Origin of the sequence: Onishia taeanensis (genome assembly GCF_013349955.1) — a bacterium.
GTDB classification, from domain to species: domain Bacteria; phylum Pseudomonadota; class Gammaproteobacteria; order Pseudomonadales; family Halomonadaceae; genus Onishia; species Onishia taeanensis_B.
Window position 1 is genome coordinate 65,229 of record NZ_JABVXC010000013.1, and the last position, 20,472, is coordinate 85,700.

Consider the following 20,472-nt stretch of genomic DNA (forward strand, 5'->3'; position numbering starts at 1 on the left):
CTGTGACCGGGGCGGGCCATTTGCCCGCACCACTGCATTGTATGAGTCACTCCGCGGCGTCCAGCCTTCGCCCCGAGTCAGCCTGTTTTCAGTGGGAGCCATTGTTGAAGATCATCCATGTCAATCTGGCCAAGGGGTTCCGTGGCGGCGAGCGTCAGACCGAACTGCTGATTCGCGCCCTGGCCGTTCGCCAGGGCGCAAGACAATGGCTAGCCTGCCGACGAGATTCGCCGCTGCGTGACCGTCTTGCCGAGGTGCCTGGGCTTGCCTTTATCGATGCCGACCACCAGCTTGCGGGCCACGCGCAGGCGGGACGCCTGGGCGCCGATGTCGTGCATGCCCACGATGCCAAGGCGGTGCACTGGGCGGGCCTGCACCGCTGGCGGCATGGCGTCCCTTACCTGCTGACACGTCGGGTCGATGCGCCGGTCAAAAACAAGCTCAGCAATCGCCTCTTCTATCGCGGCGCCGCACGGCGAGTGGCGATCTCGTCGCTGATCAAGCGCCAGCTCGAGGCGCGTGACTGGGGCGAGGTGGCGCTGATTCCCAGCGCCCTGTCTGGAATCAAGGCCGATCCGGCCGGGGCCAAGGCCCTGCATGCCGACTTCCCGGGCAAATATCTGGTCGGGCATGTTGGTGCCCTGGTCGATCGCCACAAGGGCCAGCGGGTGTTGGTCGCTGCCGCCCGGCGCCTAGAGGAGGCTCGGCCTGACCTGCAGGTGCTGTTCTTCGGTCAAGGTGAGGATGCCAAAGTGCTAGAGGCCGAGGCGGCTGACCTTGGTAACGTTACCTTCATGGGCTTCAAGGACAATATCGGTGACTACCTGCCGGGGCTCGATCTCTTCGCGTTTCCCTCACGCAACGAAGGGCTGGGCTCGGTGCTGCTGGATGTGATGGATGCCAGGGTGCCGATCGTGGCCTCGCGGGTCGGCGGCATCCCCGACATCGTCCGCGATAACGACACCGGGCTGCTGGTGCCACCCGGCGATGCCGAGGCCCTGGCGACCGCCATTGCCCGGTTGCATGATGAGCCCGCCTTGGCCCAGCGGTTGGTCGACGGTGCGAGTGCACAGCTCGGTCGCTATACGCCCAAGGCCATGGCCGAGGCTTATTGGCGGCTCTATCGGGACGTGATATAGCATGACACGGCCACAGGACCGGTGGCGGCGATGAGACGACAAGACGCATGGACGCCTTTAGACACTGGCGCAAGCGGCCCCACTGAGGACGCTTGCCGGCCGCAATGGCAAAGTGATGGCCCGGATGAAGACGCTACTGGCGCAGCTGCACAAGAACGCGCACAAATTTCGTTTCTATGCCAGGCATGCGGCGGGGCTGGTGGTGCCGGCCGCCATACAGAGGTGGCGCTTGGCGAGTATCCTGGCCGAGCTCGAAGCCCTCGATGAGGCGTCGCGGCAGGAGGTCGAGGCGCGGGTCGCCTACTATAACCGCTGCGCCTCGGCCTTTGAGCCAGGCGGCAAAGCCACCACGATTGGCGACTTCAGCCGCGACGGCAGCTGGGCTTACTACCTCGATCTGCTGCGCTATCTGCGTTTCTTTCCCCGGCACCTACGCTTTCGCCATCTCTTCGGCGATATTCGTGAGGTGCCAGAGCGACCCACCTTCCTGAAGAGCCGGCCGGTGAGCGATGACAATCAGCATTCGGTGCTGCTCAAGCTTAATAGCGTGCGCCATTACTACGTCGTTCCCGACTGCACGCCTTTCGAGGCCAAGGAGGACCGGCTGGTATGGCGCGGCGCCTGCCATCGGGCGCACCGCAAGGCTTTCGTCGAACGCTTCCACGATCACCCGCTATGCGACGTGGGCGATGTACGTCGCTGCTCGCAGGGTCAGCCCTATCACCGGCCCTTCATGAGCATCGAGGAGCAGCTTCAGTACAAGTTCGTGCTGAGCATCGAAGGCAAGGATGTGGCGACCAACCTGAAGTGGGTCATGGCCTCGAATTCCCTGTGTTTCATGGCCGCGCCGCGCTTTGAGACCTGGTTCATGGAGGGACGGTTGATTCCCGGTCAGCACTATGTGCAGCTCGCCGACGACTATGGCGATCTCGATGAAAAGATGGCTCACTACCGGGAACACCCCGATGAGGCCAAGCGCATCATCGCCAACGCCAACGCTTATGTGGCGCAGTTCGAGGACAAGCGGCGCGAGCGTCTGGTCAGCCTGCTGGTGATGGACAAGTACTTCGCCCGCTCGGGTCAGGCATCGGTATTGCCGTGGTAACCGGCGAGGATGGCGGGCACTGCCGCCGCTGAGGCGAACTTCTCGAGAGAGCGTTCGAGTCGTGCCAGGTTGCCGGCTTGCCAGCGCCCCGGAGCCCGCAGGCGGCAGCGGTCCAGGTCGATCATGAATACCTCGCCCTGCGGGCCGATCAGCAGGTTCCGGGCATTGAGGTCGACATGATCGAGGCCGGCGTCATGAAAGCGGCGAATGGTAACGCCGACCCGTTCGAGCAGCGCAGCGTCAGCGCTCGTCAGGCAGTCGGCCAAGGCGCGAGCCCCGGTCAGTCGCACGGTGATCAAGGCGGCCTGATAGGCGAGGCCGCGTCGCCAGACGCCGGCAGCCACGGGGCGAGGCACCGGCAACCCCTTGGCATGGAGGGCAGCGGTCAGACGCAGCTCACGAAAGGCGCGGGTTCCCTCGCGCCCGGTCCACAGGTAGCTTGAGTCGTTGACGCGGGCGATCAGGCCGCCGCGCCGGTAGGGGCGTAGCACCCATTGCTCGTCCGGTCGGTCGGGTGCCTCCAAGAAGAGGCTCGCCCCCCGACCGGGCGCCTCGCCGGTCACGGTGCCATGCGCACGCCAATAGTCCGGGCAGAACCAGCGTGGCTCCAAGGGTATAGGTGACGCCAGGTGGTCGCTGGCCGTAGCATGCTTGGTGGCAGTCTCGCGGCCCTGTGCCGGTTTTCCCCCGTCACAAAAACGCCCCGCATCATATAGAATGAGGGCCCTGTCTTTCTGGAACGTTGCCAACTGCATGAAGCATCCTCTGCCCGTCCACCCCACGCACCTATGCGTGCTTAGGCTCTCGGCCCTGGGCGATGTCTGTAACCTGGTGCCGACCGTGCGTGCCCTGCAGCGACAGTGGCCGGGCGCGCGCATTACCTGGATCGTCGGTAAGGCGGAGCACAGTTTACTGTCGGGCCTGTCCGGGGTCGAGTTCGTGGTTTACGACAAGTCGACCGGCCTTGCCGGCATGCGCGAGATATGGCGCATGCTCAAGGACACCCGCTTCGATGCGCTGCTGCACATGCAGCAGTCGCTGCGTGCCAGCGTGCTGTCGCTGGGGCTGCGCTCCAAGGTGCGTATCGGCTACGACAAGGCTCGCGCCAAGGACTGGCAGCACTGGTTCACTCAGCATCAGTTGGCCCCGCATCCGCGTGCCCATGTGCTCGAGTCATTCATGGACTTCGCCCGCGAGCTCGGTGTCAAGGATCTGACGCCTGAATGGGATCTGGCGATTCCCGATGAGGCCCGTCGCGAGGCGCGCCAGGTCAGCGGCGAGCAGGATTATGTGCTGATCAGCCCCTGCGCCAATCCGCGGCTGCGCAACTTCCGCAACTGGTCCGCCGAGGGCTATGCCGCAGTGATCGAACACCTGTGGAGCCGTCACGGCCTGGCGACGGTGATGAGCGGTGGCGGCAGCACCCAGGAGCGCGAGATGGGCGCCCGCATTCAGGCGTTGTGCTCGGAGGGTGCGGTGATCGACGCCATCGGCGGTACCTCGCTAAAAGGGTTGCTGGCACTGATCGACGCGGCACGTGCCGTCGTCGCGCCGGACTCCGGTCCGGTGCATATGGCCAACGCCCTGAATACGCCGACCGTGGGGCTCTATGCCACCACCAACCCCGAGCGTGCCGCTCCCTATCGCTGGCGCGAGCATGTCGTCAATCGCTATCCCGAGGCCGTGCGCGCTTACCTGCACAAGTCGCCTGACGAAATCGTCTGGGGCACCCGTGTACGTCACCCCGATGCCATGTCCTTGATCCATGCCGATGACGTGATCGCTCACCTCGACGCTCTACTCATGGAGTCCCGCGATGAAGTTTGATCTGACTGCTCTCGAACAGGCCCGTCTGCTGGTAGTCGGCGATGTGATGCTCGATCGCTACTGGCACGGCGGCACCTCGCGGATCTCTCCGGAGGCGCCGGTCCCCGTGGTCAAGGTCAACGACGGCGAAGACCGCCCCGGCGGGGCTGCCAACGTGGCGCTCAATATCGCCTCATTGGGTGCCCACGCCGCCCTGGCGGGTCTGGTCGGTGACGATGAGAATGCCAACCTGCTGACTCATCGGCTCGAGGATTCTGGAGTGAGTACTCACTTTCAGCGTAGCCCTGAGATTCCGACGATTGCCAAGCTCAGGGTCATGAGCCGCAATCAGCAGCTGATCCGTCTGGATTTCGAGCAGGCGCTGGACGAGGTGGATACCCAGGACCTGCATGACCGGGTCGCGGCACAGCTCGGTGACGCCGATCTGGTGATCCTCTCCGATTACGGCAAGGGCACCCTGAATCGCGTCGAGTCGCTGATTCAGATGGTGCGCGATGCTGGCAAGCGGGTGCTGGTCGATCCTAAGGGCAGCGATTTCCGCCGCTATCGTGGGGCCAGCGTGGTCACCCCCAACCTGACCGAATTCGAGGCCGTGGCGGGCCCTTGCCGAACCGACGAGGAACTGGCCGCCAAGGGTGAGGCACTGCGGGACGAGCTCGACCTGGAGGCGCTGTTGATCACCCGTAGCGAGAAGGGCATGACCCTGATCCGCGCTGATCATGCCCCTCTTCACCTGCCCACCCGGGCCCGCGAGGTCTATGACGTCACCGGCGCCGGCGATACCGTGATCGGCGTGCTGGGGTTGGCGCTGGCCGCCGGGCACGGCTTCCCCGAAGCCATGACGCTTTCCAACCTGGCCGCCGGCCTGGTGGTGGCCAAACCCGGCACCGCGACCCTCTCGATCGCAGAGCTTTACACGGCGCTGCACGGCGACAAGCTCGCCGAGTTCGGCCTCATCGAGGCCGCGCCGCTGGTCGAAGCGGTGCGCGCCGCCCAGGCCCGCGGCGAGAAGGTGGTGATGACCAATGGCTGCTTCGACATTCTGCACGCCGGCCACGTGGCCTACCTGGAGCAGGCTCGCCTTCTCGGTGATCGGCTGATCGTGGCAGTCAACGACGATGCTTCAATCGCGCGCCTCAAGGGGCCGACCCGGCCGATCAACCCTCTTAAGCGGCGCATGCAAGTGCTCGCAGGCCTCGGTGCCGTGGACTGGGTGGTGCCCTTCAGCGAAGACACCCCGGCGTCGCTGATCGAGACCGTGCTGCCCGACGTGCTGGTCAAGGGCGGTGACTATCAGCCTGCCGATATTGCCGGCGGCGAGGCGGTAATCGCCAACGGTGGCGAGGTGCGGGTGCTCGACTTCGAAGACGGCGTCTCTACCACGGCGATGATCTCGACCATTCTCGATCGGGAGCGCTGATGTTTGCCTGCTGGCCGCGCTGCCTCTATTCGGCGGCGCTCTATGCCCTCTCGCCGCTTATCTGGCGCCGGGTATGGCGTGAGCAGGCGCTCACTCACCCTCGGCGCGAGCGCCTCGGGCTGATTCCCCCTCCCTCTGCGGGCACCGCCGCGGATAGTCACCGCAAGCGCCCCGTGACCTGGCTGCACTGCGCCTCGGTGGGCGAGGTGCTGGCGGCGCGTCCGCTGATCGAGGCGCTGGCCGCTGCGCGACCCGGCCACCGGTTGGTGGTCACCACCATGACAGCGACCGGCGCCGACCGGGTTCAAGCCCTGGCCGACACCCTGAATGGAAAAGGCGCTGGCGCGATAGTGAGTCATCACTTCGTGCCGCTGGATTTCCCCGGCGCCGCGCGACGCTTCGTCGCCCGGCTTGCCCCGGTGCAGGCGATCTTCTTCGAGACCGAGCTATGGCCCAACCTGCTTGCCGCCTGCCACCGGCGGGGCGTGCCGGTGGCGGTGGTCAACGGCCGCCTGTCGCCCCTTGCCTTCGCGCGCTACCTGAAGATTCGCCCCTTGATGGCGGATGCACTGGCCCATGTCGATTGGCTGGCCGCCAAGTCCGCCCAGGATGCCGAACGCTACCGGTTGCTGGGCATGGCCGATGCGTACACCAGCGTAGTGGGTTCGCTTAAATTCGATATCAGCACCTCTGACGAGGATTCAGACGGTAGTGAGCGCTTGCATACTTGGCTTGGCGAGCGACCGATCTGGGTCGCCGGCTCGACGCATCCGGGCGAGGATGAGCAACTTCTCGCCGCCCATCGACGCCTGCGCGAGAGGCATGGCGATGCGCTGTTGATCCTGGTCCCCCGTCATCCCCAGCGCTTCGATGACGTGGCCGCGCTGTGTACGGCCCAGGGCATGCGGCTAGCGCGTCGATCAAAAAATGAGCGCCCCGGCCACGACACCAGCGTCTATCTCGCCGATACCATGGGTGAACTCTCGACCTGCTATGGGGCGGCGGATGTCGCCTTCGTGGGCGGCAGCCTAGTACCCATCGGTGGGCACAATCTGCTCGAGCCCGCGGTTCGGAGAGTGCCGGTGGTCACCGGGCCGTCGCTTGAGAATTTCAGCGATGTCGCCGCGATCCTGCGTGAGGCCGGGGCGCTCACCGAAGTCGCCGATGCCGAGGCGCTTGCCAAGGTCTTGGGTACGCTGATCGACGACCCGGCGGCTCGAGCCCGCCTCGGCGAGGCGGGGTGGCAGGTGGTGGCCGCCAACCGGGGCGCGCTCTCCCGCACCCTGGAAGGCCTGGAGAGGATGATAGAGGCGAAGTAGGCGCTTACTTATGCGTTGTCTTTTTCGATGCGCTTCACGCCCTGGGGGCCGCCCAGCAGCAGCACATCGGCACCGCGAGCGGCGAACAGGCCGTTGGTGACCACGCCGACGATGGCGTTGATGCGGGCCTCCATGGCCACCGGGTCCTCGATCATGAACTCATAGCAGTCGAGGATCTGGTTGCCGTTATCGGTCACCACGCCTTCACGATAGACCGGCGTGGCACCGAGCCTCATGAGTTCCCTGGCCACGTAGGAACGGGCCATGGGGATCACCTCCACCGGCAGCGGGAAGTCGCCCAGCACGTCTACCTGCTTTGAGGCATCGGCAATGCAGACGAAGCGTTGGGCGCAGGCGGCCACGATCTTTTCGCGGGTCAGGGCCGCCCCGCCCCCCTTGATCATCTCAAGGCGCGGATTGATCTCGTCGGCGCCGTCCACGTATACCGGCACCGTGCCGGCGAAATTCATCTCGACCACGTCGATGCCGTGGGATTTCAAGCGCTTGGCGGTCGCTTCGGAGCTGGCCACGGCGGCCTTGAAGTCGTCGCGCAGAGCGGCCAGACGGTCGATGAAACGGTCGGCGGTAGAGCCGGTGCCGACGCCGATGATCACCTCGCTGCCGAGCAACGGGCGAATTTCCTCGATGGCAGCGGCGGCCACCGCATCCTTCAGTTCGTCTTGGGTCATGAGAGCTCGCTTGGGATTGGCGGAAGATGCGCCGCGATTATAGGCCAGTTACACGGCCGTGTTGATGGTCCCCTGCCTCGGTATCGAAGGCGCTGGACGCCACGGTAGCGGGTCTGCTACCAATAGATGTTTTGCCACGCATGCGTTGGCCGCATGGCCTTGGGTCATGCCGACGCCCTTGGGATATCAGGATGCTCGAAGAAACCGTCAAGAAGATACTTACCGCCCGGGTCTACGAAGCTGCACGGGAAACGCCGATTTCAGCGGCCACCATCCTTTCCAAGCGTCTGCACAACCAGATTCTGATCAAGCGTGAAGACCTCCAGCCGGTCTACTCCTTCAAGATACGCGGCGCCTACAACAAGATGGCCCAGCTGTCCGACGAGCAGAAGGCCAAGGGCGTGATTGCCGCCTCGGCGGGCAACCATGCTCAGGGGCTGGCGCTGGCGGCCAAACTGATGGGCGTCAAGGCGGTGATCGTGATGCCGCGCATCACCCCGGAAATTAAGGTCCAGGCGGTGCGCGCCCGGGGTGCCAAGGTCATCCTCAAGGGTGACGCCTTTGCCGCCGCCGCCGCCCATGCACAGGAGCTGATCGCCGAGCACGGCTATACCTACATTCCGCCCTTCGACGATATCGACGTGGTCGCGGGTCAGGGCACCATCGGCGTGGAAATCCTGCGCCAGCACAGCGGTCGCCTGGATGCGGTATTCGTGCCGGTGGGTGGCGGTGGCCTGATTGCCGGCGTGGCCGCCTACATCAAGTACCTGCGCCCCGAGGTCAAGGTCATCGGGGTCGAATCCGAGGACAGCGCCAGCTTCAAGGCCGCCCTGGACGCTGGCGAGCGAGTGGTGCTGGATCAAGTCGGCGTCTTTGCCGAAGGCGTCGCGGTGGCTCAGGCCGGTGAAGTGCCCTTCGCCATTGCCAGGGACCTGATCGATGAGATCATCACCGTCAACGCCGATGAGATGTGTGCCGCGGTCAAGGATATCTTCGAAGATACCCGGGCGGTTGCCGAGACCTCAGGCGCCCTGTCGCTTGCCGGCCTCAAGAAGTACATCCAGCGTGACGGCGCCGAGGGCGAGACGCTTTTGTGCATCAACTCCGGCGCCAATACCAACTTCGATCGCCTGCAGCATATCGCCGAGCGTACCGAACTTGGCGAGCAGCGCGAGGCCATTCTGGCGGTGACCATCCCCGAGCGGCCAGGCAGCTTCAAGCGCTTCTGCAAGGCCATCGGCAAGCGCATGGTCACCGAGTTCAACTATCGCTATGCCGACCCCGACGCCGCGCATATCTTCGTCGGTGTGCAGGTCAAGCCGGGCGGCGAGGATCGCCAGGCGGTGATCGGCAAGCTGCGCGACGAGGGTTATCCGGTGGTTGATCTCACAGATGACGAGATGGCCAAGTTGCATATTCGTCACCTGGGTGGTGGCCGGCCCAAAGAGCAGTTCGAAGAGGAAGTCTATCGCTTCGAGTTCCCGGAACGCCCCGGGGCCTTGATGAACTTCCTGACGCATCTGCCGGCCGATTGGAACATTTCGCTGTTTCACTACCGCAACCATGGTGCGGCCTATGGCCGGGTGCTGGTTGGTATGCAGATGCCCAGCGACGATCGCTCTCACGTGGAGGAGTATTTCGACGCCATCGGTTATCGGTACTGGAAAGAAACCCATAACCCGGCCTATAGACTGTTCATGGCCTGATGGCCCGTAATCGTAATAGTAGGTAAGCGTTGACTAACGGCTAGCCTTAGAGGTGGTAGGCGTTTTATCATGTGTTTTGGCTATTAAGGTAATTGTCATTCTTTAGGCTTAGCCTTATAGTCATACACGTCGTTAGTCAGACGACGCTCTCATCTTTTGTTACGACAACACGGAGTTGGAAATGAAACGCAAGCCCGATCTGGTCATGGCGTTGGTGCTGGTCTTCGGTCTCGGAGTGGTCGCCACCGGTTACGCTCAGGCCCTGGTCGGTAGCTGATACTTCGCTGAGCCTCTGGTGACGCGAGAGGCGCCACCCTGTGGCTTGCATCGCAAGGTCCACCCGATCTTCTCAGGCCTTTTTGAACTCAGTCAGCTAGGGCTCATGTGATGAGGTTTCTTGACCAGAGCGCTTTTCATTAGGCTCGTACAGCCCGAACCACGCCATACCGACTGTGAATACCCCTATTCTGTCCCTCCGACGCGCACCGACGGCTCCCTCGCGTGACCGGTGCGTGCTAAAAGCGGGTTAGGGAAAAGACCGGCCGCTGCCTCCTTCAGGCAGCGGCCGGTCTTTTTTTGATGGCCTGAGGTTGGCGGGAGGGTTAGCGCCGGTTCGGGAGTTCTTTGCGCGGCCTGAGGTTCGCGAAGGTGCTGGCCTGACGAGGTGTCCTTAGGGCCGCAGCACTCGGGCGTCGCTTACGATAGCGTCCAGAGGCACGTCCCAGCTCGCCACCGGCAGCGTCGGTACGCGTTGGCAGTCATGGGCCAGACCGATCAGCCGGGGACGCGGGCCGCGCTGGCGCGTGAAGGCGAAGCTTCTATCGTAGAAGCCCCCGCCCATGCCCAGACGCTGTCCCTGGTCATCGAAGCCGACCAGCGGCATCAACACCAGTTGCAGCGCCCAGGCGGGCAGGCGTCGGGCACGATGGGCGCCGTGCCGGGTATCGGGTTCGCGGATGCCGAAGCGGTTGGTGACCATTGGTGTTCCTGCGTGATAGCGCACGAACCACAACCGGTTGTGTGTCAGCGGTGCCAGTACCGGCAGATAAACCTCTGCTCCACGGCGCTCGAGCCAGGCGATCAGCGGCTGGGGATCGATCTCGGCATCGTTGGGCAGATAGAGCGCCACGCGTTTGGCGCGACGCAACTCCGGCAGCCCACGCAGGCGGTGGCACAGAGCCTTGGCGGCCTGGCGTTGCTGTCTTGGCGTTAGCGAGCGACGACGGCGGCGCAGGGTACGGCGCAGCTCACGGCGTTGCCTGGGCGTATCGGCGACTGTCGGTTCGTGAGCTTGCTCGTCGTGATGGGTATCACGCGAGAGGGGCGTATCAGATAAGGGCGCATGAGGCATGGCGTACGAGCTCACGGCGGGCGGCGGATATCGAGGTTCCCCAGAATGCCGCTGTCGTTCTGGCCCTTGAACCCATTGGTTCAAGGTGGGTGGCCGCAGACAGACCGTCAGGCTTTCCGTCGCGCGGACATGCACACGGGTCTGTCTAGCATTTGGCCCCCTGGGTAATGCGCATAGGCTCGAGGGACTGTAACGACTGGCGTACATTCCAGGGAACGCCCTCATCCTACCAGAGCGGGGCTAAGCGCCAAAGCGCAGATTGTTCAGTCGCCCTTGCCAGCATCCAGCGCACGTTCGAGACGTTCGTTGAGGCGGTTGAGGCTCTCCTCGTCGGCCTTGCGCTCGTCGATCATCTGCAAGAGTTCATTGGTGATGTTCAGCGCCGCCATGATGGCGGTTTTCTCGGTGCCGAGCACCTTGGACTGGGAGTGGATGCCATGCATGGCGCGATCCAGATAGCGGGCGGCGCGGTCGAGCTGGTCCTGCTCATCCGGCGGGCAGGCGATGACGTAGCTGCGGCCCAAAAGAGTGATGTCGGCAGTGCGACGGGCGTCATCGGTCATCGGTGGGCTCCAGACCGGGCCAGCGACGGGCCCGATGCGTTACTATGAAAGATATCGATTCACTATAAGAGAGCCGCTCACGAGCGGTCAACGCAAGCCATATTAGCCGGCCGCCGCGCCGGCCCGATCCAAGAGTGCTTCATGTCCCTAATCAACGATCGCCTCGACTTTTCCACCGTCGCCGATGTCTTCCTGATGCACGGCAGCATGCAGTCCCCGGCCTTCCAGGATGGGCGACTGGCTGGCGCCCTGGCGCTCCATGACCTGACCGCCGAGGCCTGGCTCGACGAGCTGTGCGCGACCTTCGGCATCGAGCAGCCCCGGGACCAGGAAAGCGCCGAGGTGCTGCTGGGCTGGCGCCGCCAGGCCCTAGATGCCCTGTCCGCTGCGGAGCTTAACTACGAGCCGTTGCTGCCCGATGACCTCTTCTCCCTGGCCGAGCGCGCCCAGGGCCTGCAAGAGTGGACACTGGGCTTCCTCGAGCTGGTGCAGGCCGTCGACACCGAGACCCGCAACGCCTGGTCGGCCAATCTGCGTGAAGCGCTGGACGATCTGCAGGCGCTGGCGGCAATCGAGGTCGACCTGGACGATAGCAGCGAGAACGAGAACGACCTCTTCGCGCTCACCGAGCACGCCCGCATGGCGGCCATGCTGCTCTATACCGAGCAACATCCCGGCCAGCCGCAGGTCGAAGAGGCTGACGCCCCACAACAGTGAACCCCACCTCAGGAGCCGAGATGTCACCCGAATTACTTCCCCGCCCGGCCGCCATCGAACGGGACGAGTATCGCCAGCGCTGCCAAGCCCTGATGGCCGCCCTCCCCTCGCAGAGTGCCGTGTTGTTGCCTGCCGCCAGCCTGACGACACGCAGCAATGATAGCGACTACCCCTTTCGTCAGCGCAGCGATTTCCACTACCTGACCGGTTTCCCCGAGCCGGATGCCCTGCTGTTGCTGCTCCCCGGCCGTGAGGCCGGGGAAAGCGTGCTGTTCTGCCAGGAGCGCAATCCGGCCATCGAGGCCTGGACCGGCGTTCGCCTGGGCATCGAGGGTGCCCTGGCCCACTTTGCCATCGACGAGGCCTTCGAGAATCCGGTGCGGGTCGAGCATCTTGCCGAGCTGATCGACGGTCGCGAGACGCTCTACCTGCTGCTCGACGATGCCGATAGCCTGGCGCTTGCCGATGAGGTGCGCAGCGAGCTCAAGGGGCGCGCCCGGCGCGGTGCCACCGCCCCGCAGGCCTTGGCCGACCTGGCCCCGCTGCTGCACGAGCAGCGCCTGATCAAGAGCGAAGCCGAGCTCGCCCTGCTTCGCCATGCCGGCAAGGTCTCGGCCAAGGCGCATGTTCGCGCCATGCGTACCGCCCGCCCAGGCCTCAACGAGTATCACCTGCAGGCAGAGCTCGAGCACGAGTTCCGCTGGCAGGGCGCCCAGGGCCCGGCCTACGACAGCATCGTGGGTGGCGGTGCCAACGCTTGCGTGCTGCACTACATTGAGAACCGTGACCCGCTTGAGGCCGGTGAACTGGTGTTGATCGATGCCGGCGCCGAGTTTGATCTTTACGCTGGCGACATCACTCGCACCTTCCCCGTTAGCGGTTGTTTCTCAAGTCCTCAGCGCCAGCTTTACGACATCGTGCTGGCGGCCCAAGAGCGCGCCATCGAGGCGGTGACGCCCGGCGCTACCCTGGCCGCGATCCACCAGGGCGTGGTGCGCGACCTGTCCCGTGGGCTGTTGGAACTTGGCCTGCTCGACGGTGATTTGGAGACGGTGATCAGCGAAGAACGCTATAAGCGCTTTTATCTGCATTCCACCTCCCACTGGCTGGGCCTGGATGTGCACGACGTGGGCAGCTATCGCCGCGATGGCGAGCCGCGCCCGCTGGTGCCGGGCATGGTGCTGACGGTGGAGCCCGGCCTCTATATTCCCGACGAAGAGGACATTCCCGCGCCCTTCCGCGGCATCGGCATTCGCATCGAAGACGATGTGGCGGTGACCGCTGAGGGGCACGAAGTGCTGACCGCCGGCGTGCCTAAGCGGGTGGCCGAGATCGAAGCCCTGATGGCCAAGGAATGATCAACGCGAACGGTCGATGAGACTGCCTTACGTAAATTACGTAAAGGCGTGATTTTCTTTACGTTGAGCGACAGCCAATGCAAGAGCGCATGACCCAAGACGCCCGCAATACGCAGGATAGGCCGTGCCGGCGGGTCGATATCGCCATTGTCGGCGGTGGCCTGGTGGGGGCTAGCCTGGCCTGTGCCCTGGCGCCCCTCATCGAGCGGTCGGGGCTCAAGGTGGCGGTGATCGAGGCCAGCCCGCTTCCCGACCCCGATGAGACGGCCTATCAGCCCAGTTTCGATGCCCGGGCCAGCGCCATCGCTCAGGGCTCTCGAGATCGTTTCGAGGCACTGGGGCTGTGGGCGGAGATGGCCGAGGAGGCCGAGCCGATTCGCCGCATTCATGTCAGCGAGCGCGGCCGGCTGGGGGCTACCCGACTGAATGCCGAGGAGTTCGGCGTCGAGGCGCTGGGCTATGTGCTGCCCAATGCCTGGATGGGGCGAGTGCTGCATCGGCGGCTCGGTGAGCTGTCGCTGGATTGGCACTGTCCGGCACGGGTGACGTCGATCAACCCGCAGGATGGTGGCCATCTGCTTGAGCTGGATGACGGCGGCCGGCTCGAGGCGGACCTGACGGTGCTGGCCGATGGCGGCCGCTCGGGGCTCAAGGAACGGCTTGGCATCGAGAGCCGGCACGAGGCCTATGATCAGGTGGCGGTGATCGCCAACCTGGAGGTCAGTCGGTCCCACGACGGCGTGGCCTTCGAGCGCTTCACGCCCGAAGGACCGCTGGCACTGCTGCCGCTGTCTGGCCAACGGATGGAACTGGTATGGACCCACCAGGGGGGCGCCGAGGCTAAGACGCTGGCCGCAAGCGACGGCGACTTCCTGGCGCGCCTGCAGCAGGCCTTCGGCGACCGGGCCGGCCACTTCCGCCGGGTCGGCAAGCGCCATGCTTATCCGCTGTCGCTGGTCACTGCCACCGAGCAGGTACGGCCGGGTCTTGCGGTGCTGGGTAACGCCGCCCATGCCCTGCATCCGGTGGCCGGTCAGGGCTTCAACCTGGCGCTGCGCGGGGTGATGGATCTGGTGACCGCCCTCGAGGCGGGAGTTGAGGACGGCCGCGCGCCGGGCGATATGGCGACCCTGCAGGCCTTCGAGGCGCAGCGCGCCGCCGACCGTCACAGCGTCACCCGCTTCAGCGATGGCCTGATCCGGCTGTTTGGGGTTGATCACCCGCTGCTCTCCCATGCCCGGGCGGCAGGGCTTGTTGGCCTCAACCTGGCGGGACCGCTGCGTCGGGCGCTGGGGCGTCGGGCCATGGGGCGAGAACGCTGAGACGGTGCGCTGGAGGCTCATGCTAGGTCATCATCCAGGGCCATCAGGCCGGGGCAAAGGAAACATGGGAGAACAAGATGCAGGAACAGCAAGGCACGCCGGATGAGGTGATCATTGTCGGCGCCGGCATGGTGGGCGCGACCCTGGCGGTACTGCTGGGCCAGGCCGGTGTCGCGGTGCGGCTGCTCGATGCGCGTCCGGCCAGCCTGCCCGACGACACGGCCGGCCGCGGCCGGCCTGGGCTCAGAGTCAGCACCCTGACGCCGGTCTCTCAGCGACTGCTGGAAGGTCTCGGCGTCTGGTCGGCGATGGCCGAGCGCCGCCTGTCGCCTTATACCGCGATGCAGGTGTGGGACGCCGAAGGCAGCGGTGAAATTCACTTCCACGCCGATCAGGCCGGCGTGCCGGTACTTGGCCATATCGTCGAGAACGACGTCACCCAGGCCGCCCTGGAGACGCGCCTCGCCGCCTTGCCCAACGTGCGCTGCGAGGCCGAGGCGCGGGTCGTTGTCCTTGAGGAAGCCCAGTGGGGGCATCAGCCAAGGCGTGAGCTGCTGCTGGAAGACGGCCGCCGGTTCAGCGCTCCGCTGGTGGTGGCCGCCGACGGTGCCCGCTCGCCGCTTCGCGAACGGGCGGGCATCGAGACGCTGTCTCGGGAGACGGGGCATGTCGCCGTGGTTACCACCGTGCGTCTTGGGCGTACCCATGGCGGCGTGGCCCGCCAGGCATTCCTCGCCACGGGCCCCCTGGCCTTCCTGCCGCTGTGCATCGACGGGCGCAATGATCACTGCTCGATCGTCTGGTCGACCAGCCCCGACGAGGCCAGCCGGCTGACGCGGCTCTCTCCCGAAGCGCTGGGCGAGGAACTGGCGGCGGCCATCGACCATCGGCTTGGCGAGGTCACTCCCATCGATAGCGCGGTCAGCGTGGCACTGACCCAGCGCCACGCGCGTGACTATGTCCAGCCGGGGCTGGCGCTGGTCGGCGATGCCGCCCACAGCATCCATCCGCTGGCCGGTCAGGGAGTCAACCTGGGGCTGATGGACGTGGCCGTGCTGGCCGAGGAACTGCTGGCCGCTCGCGAGCGGGGCGTGTCGATGGGGAACGAGCGAATTCTGTCACGCTATGCCCGGCGCCGGCGTGGTGACAACGCCAGCATGCTGATGCTGATGGATGCCTTCCGGCTGCTGTTTGGGTCGCGCCAGCCTGCGCTGACCCTGGCGCGCAATCTGGGGCTTGCCGGCATCGACCGGCTGACGCCCCTCAAGCGCCTGATGATGCGCCAGGCGATCGGCGAGCGTAGCCGTCTGCCCGTCAGCTGTCGCTGAAGCACCGGGCACGGATCGACCGCTCGCAGGCAGCGTGCCCCGGGCAGCGTGCCCCGGGCAATCCGCACGCGTCGAGGAACAAAAAAGGGCGCATCGACTGACTGTCGATGCGCCCCTTTTGTTAGAGAGCCGCTTTGCGGCACTGCCCTTGGACTCGCCCCTCTGGACTAGCGTTGGCGATTTAGCGCTCGGCTCTTGGCCCCAGCACGTTAAGCGCCTTGAGCAGGTTAAGCGCCTCGCCGAGCTGGTAGTCGTCGCGCACCTTGGGCGAGGTCTCGGCGGCGGTGGCGCTATCGCCGCTGCCCTTGAGGTGCCCTGAGAGTTCGGACTCGCGCAGCTGCTGGGCATAACCGTCAGCCACCTCCAGGCGTCCGCGCACCACCTGCACGTCTGGGGTAATGCCCAGCGCCTGGATCGAGCGGCCGTTGGGCGTGTAGTAGAGCGCGGTGGTCAGCTTCAGGCCGTCGTCGTTACCCAGCGGCATGATCTGCTGCACTGAGCCCTTACCGAAGCTTTCCGTGCCCATGATCACCGCGCGACGCTGGTCCTGCAGAGCACCGGCGACGATTTCCGAGGCCGAGGCGCTGCCGCCGTTGATCAGCACCACCATCGGTACGTCGGGGGCGGTGGTCTCGGCGTGGGCGGAGAAGCTCATCTGACTGTCCTCCAGCCGCCCCTCGGTGTAGACGATCAGGCCCTGATCAACGAAGGCATCGACCACCTCGACCGCCGCCTGCAGTACGCCGCCGGGGTTATTGCGTAGATCCAGCACCAGGCCGTCCAGGTCGCCTTCCTGTTGCATGTCGGCAAGGGCGTCATTGACCTGCTCGCCGGTGCTGCTCTGGAACTGGCTGATGCGCAGGTAGCCGTATCCGGTCGCCAGCAACTCGTGCTTGACGCTCTCGGTACGAATCACCTGACGGGTTAGCGTCAGGTCGCGGGGCATGCTTTCACCCTGACGCAGAATGGTGATGCGAATATCGCTGCCCGGCTCGCCGCGCATCAGCTCAACCGCTTCCTGCAGCGACAGGCCGTCGGTGGCGGTGTCATCGATACGCAGGATGGCGTCTTGAGACTGCAGGCCGGCGTTTGCGGCGGGGGTGTCGTCGATAGGCGAGATGACCATTAGCTGACCGTCGCGCATGCCGACCTCGATGCCGATGCCCCCGAACTCGCCTTCGGTGGTTTCCTTGAGGCTCTGGAATTCCTGTGGGTCGAGATAGGTCGAGTGTGGATCCAGCTCGCTGAGCATGCCGCGCATGGCGTTATGCAAGAGGGTGCTGTCATCGACCTCGTCGACGTAGGCGCGCTTGATGCGCTCGAAGACCTCGGCGAAGGTCTGGACGTCGGCGACCGGCAGGTCGTCACCCGAGCTCGGGGTCTGTGCCTGAGCGGAAACGGGCAGCGTCAGCAGGGCGGCGAATAGCCAGGCCGTGAGCCGGGACGAGAACAACCGGGTCGAAAATGAGAGAGGGGCCTTGACGCGCATTCGGTCTCCGTCGCGGAACTGGGGGCAAGTGCCCAGCATAGCGTTACAGCGGGGCAGGAATCCATTGCCAGGCAATGTCTTCGCCCATACGGCGTTAAAAATCGTCTCGGGCGCGAGTCCGGTCAAGATGCTCATTTACACCCCGTGAACTGGAGCGCCAGCCCGGTCCGCACTTTCGCTGATTTTTGCCTTAGCCACGCGCCCCGGTCTTGCCTTCGCTCGTCGACTTTTCAGAAAAAGCCTCTGGGTGCCTCTTTTATGGCGCAGGCATCGAGGCGCCTAGCGCCGGGCGATCCAGGTCGAGGGGTCGATCGGCTCGCCGTTGCGGCGCACCGCAAAGTAGAGCGCTGGGCTGGTGCGGCCGCCGCTCACGCCCACGGCGGCGATGGTCTGCCCCCCGGTCACGGCGTCACCGGGAGAGACCGTGAAGTGTTGCAGGTGGGCGTGCAGGGTCATCACGCCGTCACCATGATCGATGATCAACAGGTTGCCGAAGCCGCGCATCCAGTCGGCGAACACCACCCGCCCGGCATGCACCGCCTTGACCGGGCTGCCCGCCGCGGCCTTGATCAGCAGGCCATCGCGATCCACCCCCTCGCCGGCACCGAAGCGCGACAGCACCTGACCCTGAGTCGGCCAGGGCAGATCGCCGCGGGTCGATTCGATCGCCGTGGTGGGAGGCGGACGCTTGAGCGCGGCGAGCCGGTCGCGGACTTGGCCCAAGACCTGCTCGGCATTTTCCCGCTCTTCCTCGAGACGCGCCTGTCGTGTGCGACCACGGCTGATATCGGCATCGAGCTCGTTGAGCAAGGCCTCGCGCTCGCTGCGCCGCGAGGCCAGCGTCTGGCTGCGTGCTTCGACTTCCTCGCGCACCTTGGCCAACTGACCGAGCTGGGTGGTCAAGGTCTGGCGGTTGTCGGCAAGCTTGGCATCCAGGGTCGCGAGTTCGTCCAGGCGGGCCTTGCGGGCGCGTGACAGGTGATTGAGATAGGTCTGCAGCCGATCCAGTCGCGCCGGGTCGTCCTGGTTGAGCAACAGCTTGAGCTCGGGGGTGACGCCGAGGCGGTAGAGGGCGTCGAGCTGCTTGGCGAGAGCCGCCTCTTGGGCGCGGCGCTCACCTTCAAGAATATCTCGGCGATCCTCCAGGTCGGCGATGTCATCGTTCAGCGAGCGCCGCTCGGCCTGGAGCTCATCCAGCCGACGGTGGGTGGTGGCCAGCGCCGTCTCCACCTCGGCAAGCGATTCGGCGGCATCGTCGCGGGCCTCGCGACGGCCGGACAGTTCGCGCTCCAGGGCCTGAATGTCCTTGGCCAGGGCGTCCACACGGGCCTTGGCCGCCTCCTCGTCGGGGGCGGCCAGGGCAGGCGTGACTAGGGCGGTGACCGGGAAAGCGCTCAGGGCACAGACCACCAGCAGCGATGCCCCGGCCCCGGGCACCGCTGACAGGACATCGATCAGCCGGGTCGCGAGACGCCGCTTCGACGTGCAGTCTGGCAGACGACGTGTGCCGGCTGACGAAGCGGCCTTGGGGTGCAGCGAGGTCACGACAGTTCGGTGAGTACCTGGCCGGTCATTTCCTCGGGGATGGCCTCGCCCATCATGGTCAGCAGGCTCGGTGCCAGGTCGCAAAGCCGGCCATCCTCGCGCAGCTTGGCCTTCCGCTTGGTGACCCAGATCAGCGGCACTTCGCAGGTGGTGTGAGCGGTCTGCGGCGCACCGGTTTCCGGGTTGACCATCTGCTCGGCGTTGCCGTGGTCGGCGGTGATCAGGCACTCGCCGCCGACGCGCTCCAGGGCCTCGACCACGCGGCCGACGCAGGCATCCACGGCCTCGATGGCTTTGACCGCGGCATCGAACTTGCCGGTATGGCCGACCATGTCGCCGTTCGCATAGTTGCACACGATCAGGTCATAGTTGCCGCCGTCGATGGCCTCGACCAGCTTGTCGGTGACCTCGACTGCGCTCATCTCGGGTTTCTCGTCGTAGGTCTTGACGTCCTGCGGCGAGGGAATCAGCTCGCGGATCTCGCCGTTGTAGGGCTCTTCGCGACCGCCGGAGAAGAAGAAGGTCACGTGAGCATACTTCTCTGTCTCGGCGATGCGCAGCTGCTTCATGTCGCGCTTGGCGATCACCTCACCCAGGGTGTTGGTCAGCTCTGCGGGTGGGAAGGCAGCCGGTGCCGGGATGTCGGCGGCATACTGGGTCAACATCACCAGGCCGTCACCGGCAAGCGCGGGGCGTGCCTGACGGCTGAAGCCAGAGAAGTCATCTTCGGCGAAGGCTCGGGTCAGCTCCCGGGCGCGGTCGGCGCGAAAATTCATGAAGATCGCCGCGTCACCGTCGGCCATCGTCACCGGCTCACCCTGGGGGCGAATGCTGGTAGCGTCGACGAATTCGTCGGTTTCGCCGCGCTCATAGGCGGCGTCCAGGCCTTCAGCGGCACTGGCGGCGACATGCTCGCCCGCGCCTTCGGTGGCGACGCGATAGGCCTTCTCGACGCGGTCCCAGCGATTGTCGCGGTCCATGGCGTAGTAGCGGCCGACCAATGAGGCGATGAAGCCGTTGCCCTCGCCGACCAGTTCGGCGAGCCTGGCGTCGGCGCGCTCGATAGAGGCCTTGGCGCTTTGCGGTGCGGTGTCGCGGCCGTCGAGAAAGGCGTGCAGATAGATCTGCTTGGCGCCGCGGGCGGCGGCCAGTTCGGCCACGGCCAGGATGTGATCCTCGTGGCTGTGGACGCCGCCGGGCGACAGCAGCCCCAGCAGGTGCACGGCGCGACCCGCCTCGACGGCGGCATCGATCGGCGCGGTCAGGGTGGTGTTGTCCTTGAGGGTGTCGTCCTCAATGGCCTTGGTGATGCGGGTGAAGTCCTGATAGACGACGCGACCGGCCCCCAGGTTCATGTGGCCGACCTCGGAGTTGCCCATCTGGCCCTCGGGTAGGCCGACATACTTGCCATCGGTATGAATCAGGCTATGCGGATAGTCCTTGGTCAGGCGGTCCATCACTGGCGTGTTGGCGGCGGCGATGGCGTTGGATTCCAGCGAATCGCTGTGGCCATAGCCATCGAGAATGATCAGGGCCACCGGGCGCGGGCGGGAGTTGGCATCGGACATGAAAAGGCCTCGTTGGTAAACGTCGG

17 protein-coding genes and 1 other RNA gene are annotated in these 20,472 nt (G+C 65.3%); 10 read left to right on the forward strand and 8 right to left on the reverse strand.

Going from position 1 to position 20,472, the window contains the following annotated elements; translation table 11 throughout:
• The first annotated feature begins 104 nt into the window (after positions 1 to 104).
• Positions 105 to 1,139, forward strand: coding sequence for a glycosyltransferase family 4 protein (locus HUS66_RS14340; protein WP_254628845.1), 1,035 nt, complete (start codon positions 105 to 107; stop codon positions 1,137 to 1,139).
• Between the two features lie 115 nt (positions 1,140 to 1,254).
• The gene (locus HUS66_RS14345; RefSeq protein WP_254628846.1) at positions 1,255 to 2,244 is read left to right on the forward strand and encodes a glycosyl transferase family 90; all 990 of its coding nucleotides are present in this window, start codon (positions 1,255 to 1,257) and stop codon (positions 2,242 to 2,244) included.
• Here HUS66_RS14345 and HUS66_RS14350 read toward each other — a convergent pair.
• A complete protein-coding gene (locus HUS66_RS14350; protein WP_175071703.1) occupies positions 2,220 to 2,999 on the reverse strand; it encodes a 3-deoxy-D-manno-octulosonic acid kinase in 780 nt (259 codons plus the stop codon). The two genes, HUS66_RS14345 and HUS66_RS14350, sit on opposite strands and share 25 nt — an antisense overlap.
• Here HUS66_RS14350 and HUS66_RS14355 point away from each other — a divergent pair.
• Genes HUS66_RS14355 through waaA form a run of 3 tightly spaced genes read left to right on the forward strand, consistent with a single transcriptional unit; the run spans position 2,998 to position 6,810 of the window.
• Positions 2,998 to 4,071, forward strand: a complete 1,074-nt coding sequence (locus HUS66_RS14355) for a glycosyltransferase family 9 protein (RefSeq protein WP_175071705.1) — start codon at positions 2,998 to 3,000, stop codon at positions 4,069 to 4,071. The two genes, HUS66_RS14350 and HUS66_RS14355, sit on opposite strands and share 2 nt — an antisense overlap.
• Positions 4,061 to 5,491 carry a bifunctional D-glycero-beta-D-manno-heptose-7-phosphate kinase/D-glycero-beta-D-manno-heptose 1-phosphate adenylyltransferase HldE gene (gene hldE, locus HUS66_RS14360; RefSeq protein WP_175071706.1) on the forward strand — a complete coding sequence of 477 codons (1,431 nt, stop codon included), beginning with the start codon at positions 4,061 to 4,063 and terminating at the stop codon, positions 5,489 to 5,491. The genes HUS66_RS14355 and hldE overlap by 11 nt, the downstream gene beginning before the upstream one ends.
• Positions 5,491 to 6,810, forward strand: coding sequence for a lipid IV(A) 3-deoxy-D-manno-octulosonic acid transferase (waaA, locus tag HUS66_RS14365; RefSeq protein ID WP_175071708.1), 1,320 nt, complete (start codon positions 5,491 to 5,493; stop codon positions 6,808 to 6,810). Before hldE ends, waaA begins: the two co-directional genes overlap by 1 nt.
• A gap of 8 nt (positions 6,811 to 6,818) precedes the next feature.
• Here the strand turns inward: waaA and rpiA are convergent, their stop codons facing one another.
• Positions 6,819 to 7,499, reverse strand: a complete 681-nt coding sequence (gene rpiA, locus HUS66_RS14370) for a ribose-5-phosphate isomerase RpiA (RefSeq protein WP_175071710.1) — start codon at positions 7,497 to 7,499, stop codon at positions 6,819 to 6,821.
• Positions 7,500 to 7,690: 191 nt separating this feature from the next.
• Between rpiA and ilvA the strand changes: the two genes are divergently transcribed.
• A complete protein-coding gene (ilvA, locus tag HUS66_RS14375) occupies positions 7,691 to 9,205 on the forward strand; it encodes a threonine ammonia-lyase, biosynthetic (RefSeq protein ID WP_175071712.1) in 1,515 nt (504 codons plus the stop codon).
• Positions 9,206 to 9,875: 670 nt separating this feature from the next.
• Here ilvA and HUS66_RS14380 read toward each other — a convergent pair.
• The 3 genes from HUS66_RS14380 to HUS66_RS14390 form a co-directional block, all read right to left on the reverse strand.
• Entirely contained in the window at positions 9,876 to 10,556 is a 681-nt protein-coding gene (locus HUS66_RS14380) for a 5-formyltetrahydrofolate cyclo-ligase (protein ID WP_175071714.1), read from the reverse strand.
• Positions 10,557 to 10,589: 33 nt separating this feature from the next.
• A non-coding RNA gene (gene ssrS / locus HUS66_RS14385) (6S RNA) lies at positions 10,590 to 10,774 on the reverse strand.
• A 45-nt stretch (positions 10,775 to 10,819) separates the two neighbouring features.
• The gene (locus HUS66_RS14390; RefSeq protein ID WP_175071716.1) at positions 10,820 to 11,119 is read right to left on the reverse strand and encodes a cell division protein ZapA; all 300 of its coding nucleotides are present in this window, start codon (positions 11,117 to 11,119) and stop codon (positions 10,820 to 10,822) included.
• A gap of 141 nt (positions 11,120 to 11,260) precedes the next feature.
• On the opposite strand from HUS66_RS14390, the gene HUS66_RS14395 reads away from it, so the two are divergent.
• From HUS66_RS14395 to HUS66_RS14410, 4 genes are all read left to right on the forward strand, one after another.
• Complete coding sequence (locus HUS66_RS14395; RefSeq protein ID WP_175071718.1) at positions 11,261 to 11,836, forward strand: UPF0149 family protein; 576 nt, start codon at positions 11,261 to 11,263, stop codon at positions 11,834 to 11,836.
• 20 nt (positions 11,837 to 11,856) lie between these two features.
• Positions 11,857 to 13,194 (forward strand): Xaa-Pro aminopeptidase, encoded by a 1,338-nt coding sequence (gene pepP / locus HUS66_RS14400; protein ID WP_175071719.1) that lies wholly within the window; start codon positions 11,857 to 11,859, stop codon positions 13,192 to 13,194.
• An 89-nt stretch (positions 13,195 to 13,283) separates the two neighbouring features.
• Entirely contained in the window at positions 13,284 to 14,516 is a 1,233-nt protein-coding gene (gene ubiH, locus HUS66_RS14405) for a 2-octaprenyl-6-methoxyphenyl hydroxylase (RefSeq protein WP_175071721.1), read from the forward strand.
• A 77-nt stretch (positions 14,517 to 14,593) separates the two neighbouring features.
• Positions 14,594 to 15,844 carry a UbiH/UbiF/VisC/COQ6 family ubiquinone biosynthesis hydroxylase gene (locus HUS66_RS14410; RefSeq protein WP_175071723.1) on the forward strand — a complete coding sequence of 417 codons (1,251 nt, stop codon included), beginning with the start codon at positions 14,594 to 14,596 and terminating at the stop codon, positions 15,842 to 15,844.
• Positions 15,845 to 16,025: 181 nt separating this feature from the next.
• On the opposite strand, the gene HUS66_RS14415 is transcribed toward HUS66_RS14410, so the two are convergent.
• The 3 genes from HUS66_RS14415 to gpmI all read right to left on the reverse strand — a co-directional run bounded on the left by HUS66_RS14415 (position 16,026) and on the right by gpmI (position 20,446).
• Positions 16,026 to 17,333 carry a S41 family peptidase gene (locus HUS66_RS14415; RefSeq protein WP_175071725.1) on the reverse strand — a complete coding sequence of 436 codons (1,308 nt, stop codon included), beginning with the start codon at positions 17,331 to 17,333 and terminating at the stop codon, positions 16,026 to 16,028.
• 279 nt (positions 17,334 to 17,612) lie between these two features.
• Positions 17,613 to 18,878, reverse strand: a complete 1,266-nt coding sequence (locus HUS66_RS14420; RefSeq protein ID WP_282847438.1) for a murein hydrolase activator EnvC family protein — start codon at positions 18,876 to 18,878, stop codon at positions 17,613 to 17,615.
• Positions 18,875 to 20,446 (reverse strand): 2,3-bisphosphoglycerate-independent phosphoglycerate mutase, encoded by a 1,572-nt coding sequence (gpmI, locus tag HUS66_RS14425; protein ID WP_175071727.1) that lies wholly within the window; start codon positions 20,444 to 20,446, stop codon positions 18,875 to 18,877. Before gpmI ends, HUS66_RS14420 begins: the two co-directional genes overlap by 4 nt.
• Between the last annotated feature and the right edge of the window lie 26 nt (positions 20,447 to 20,472).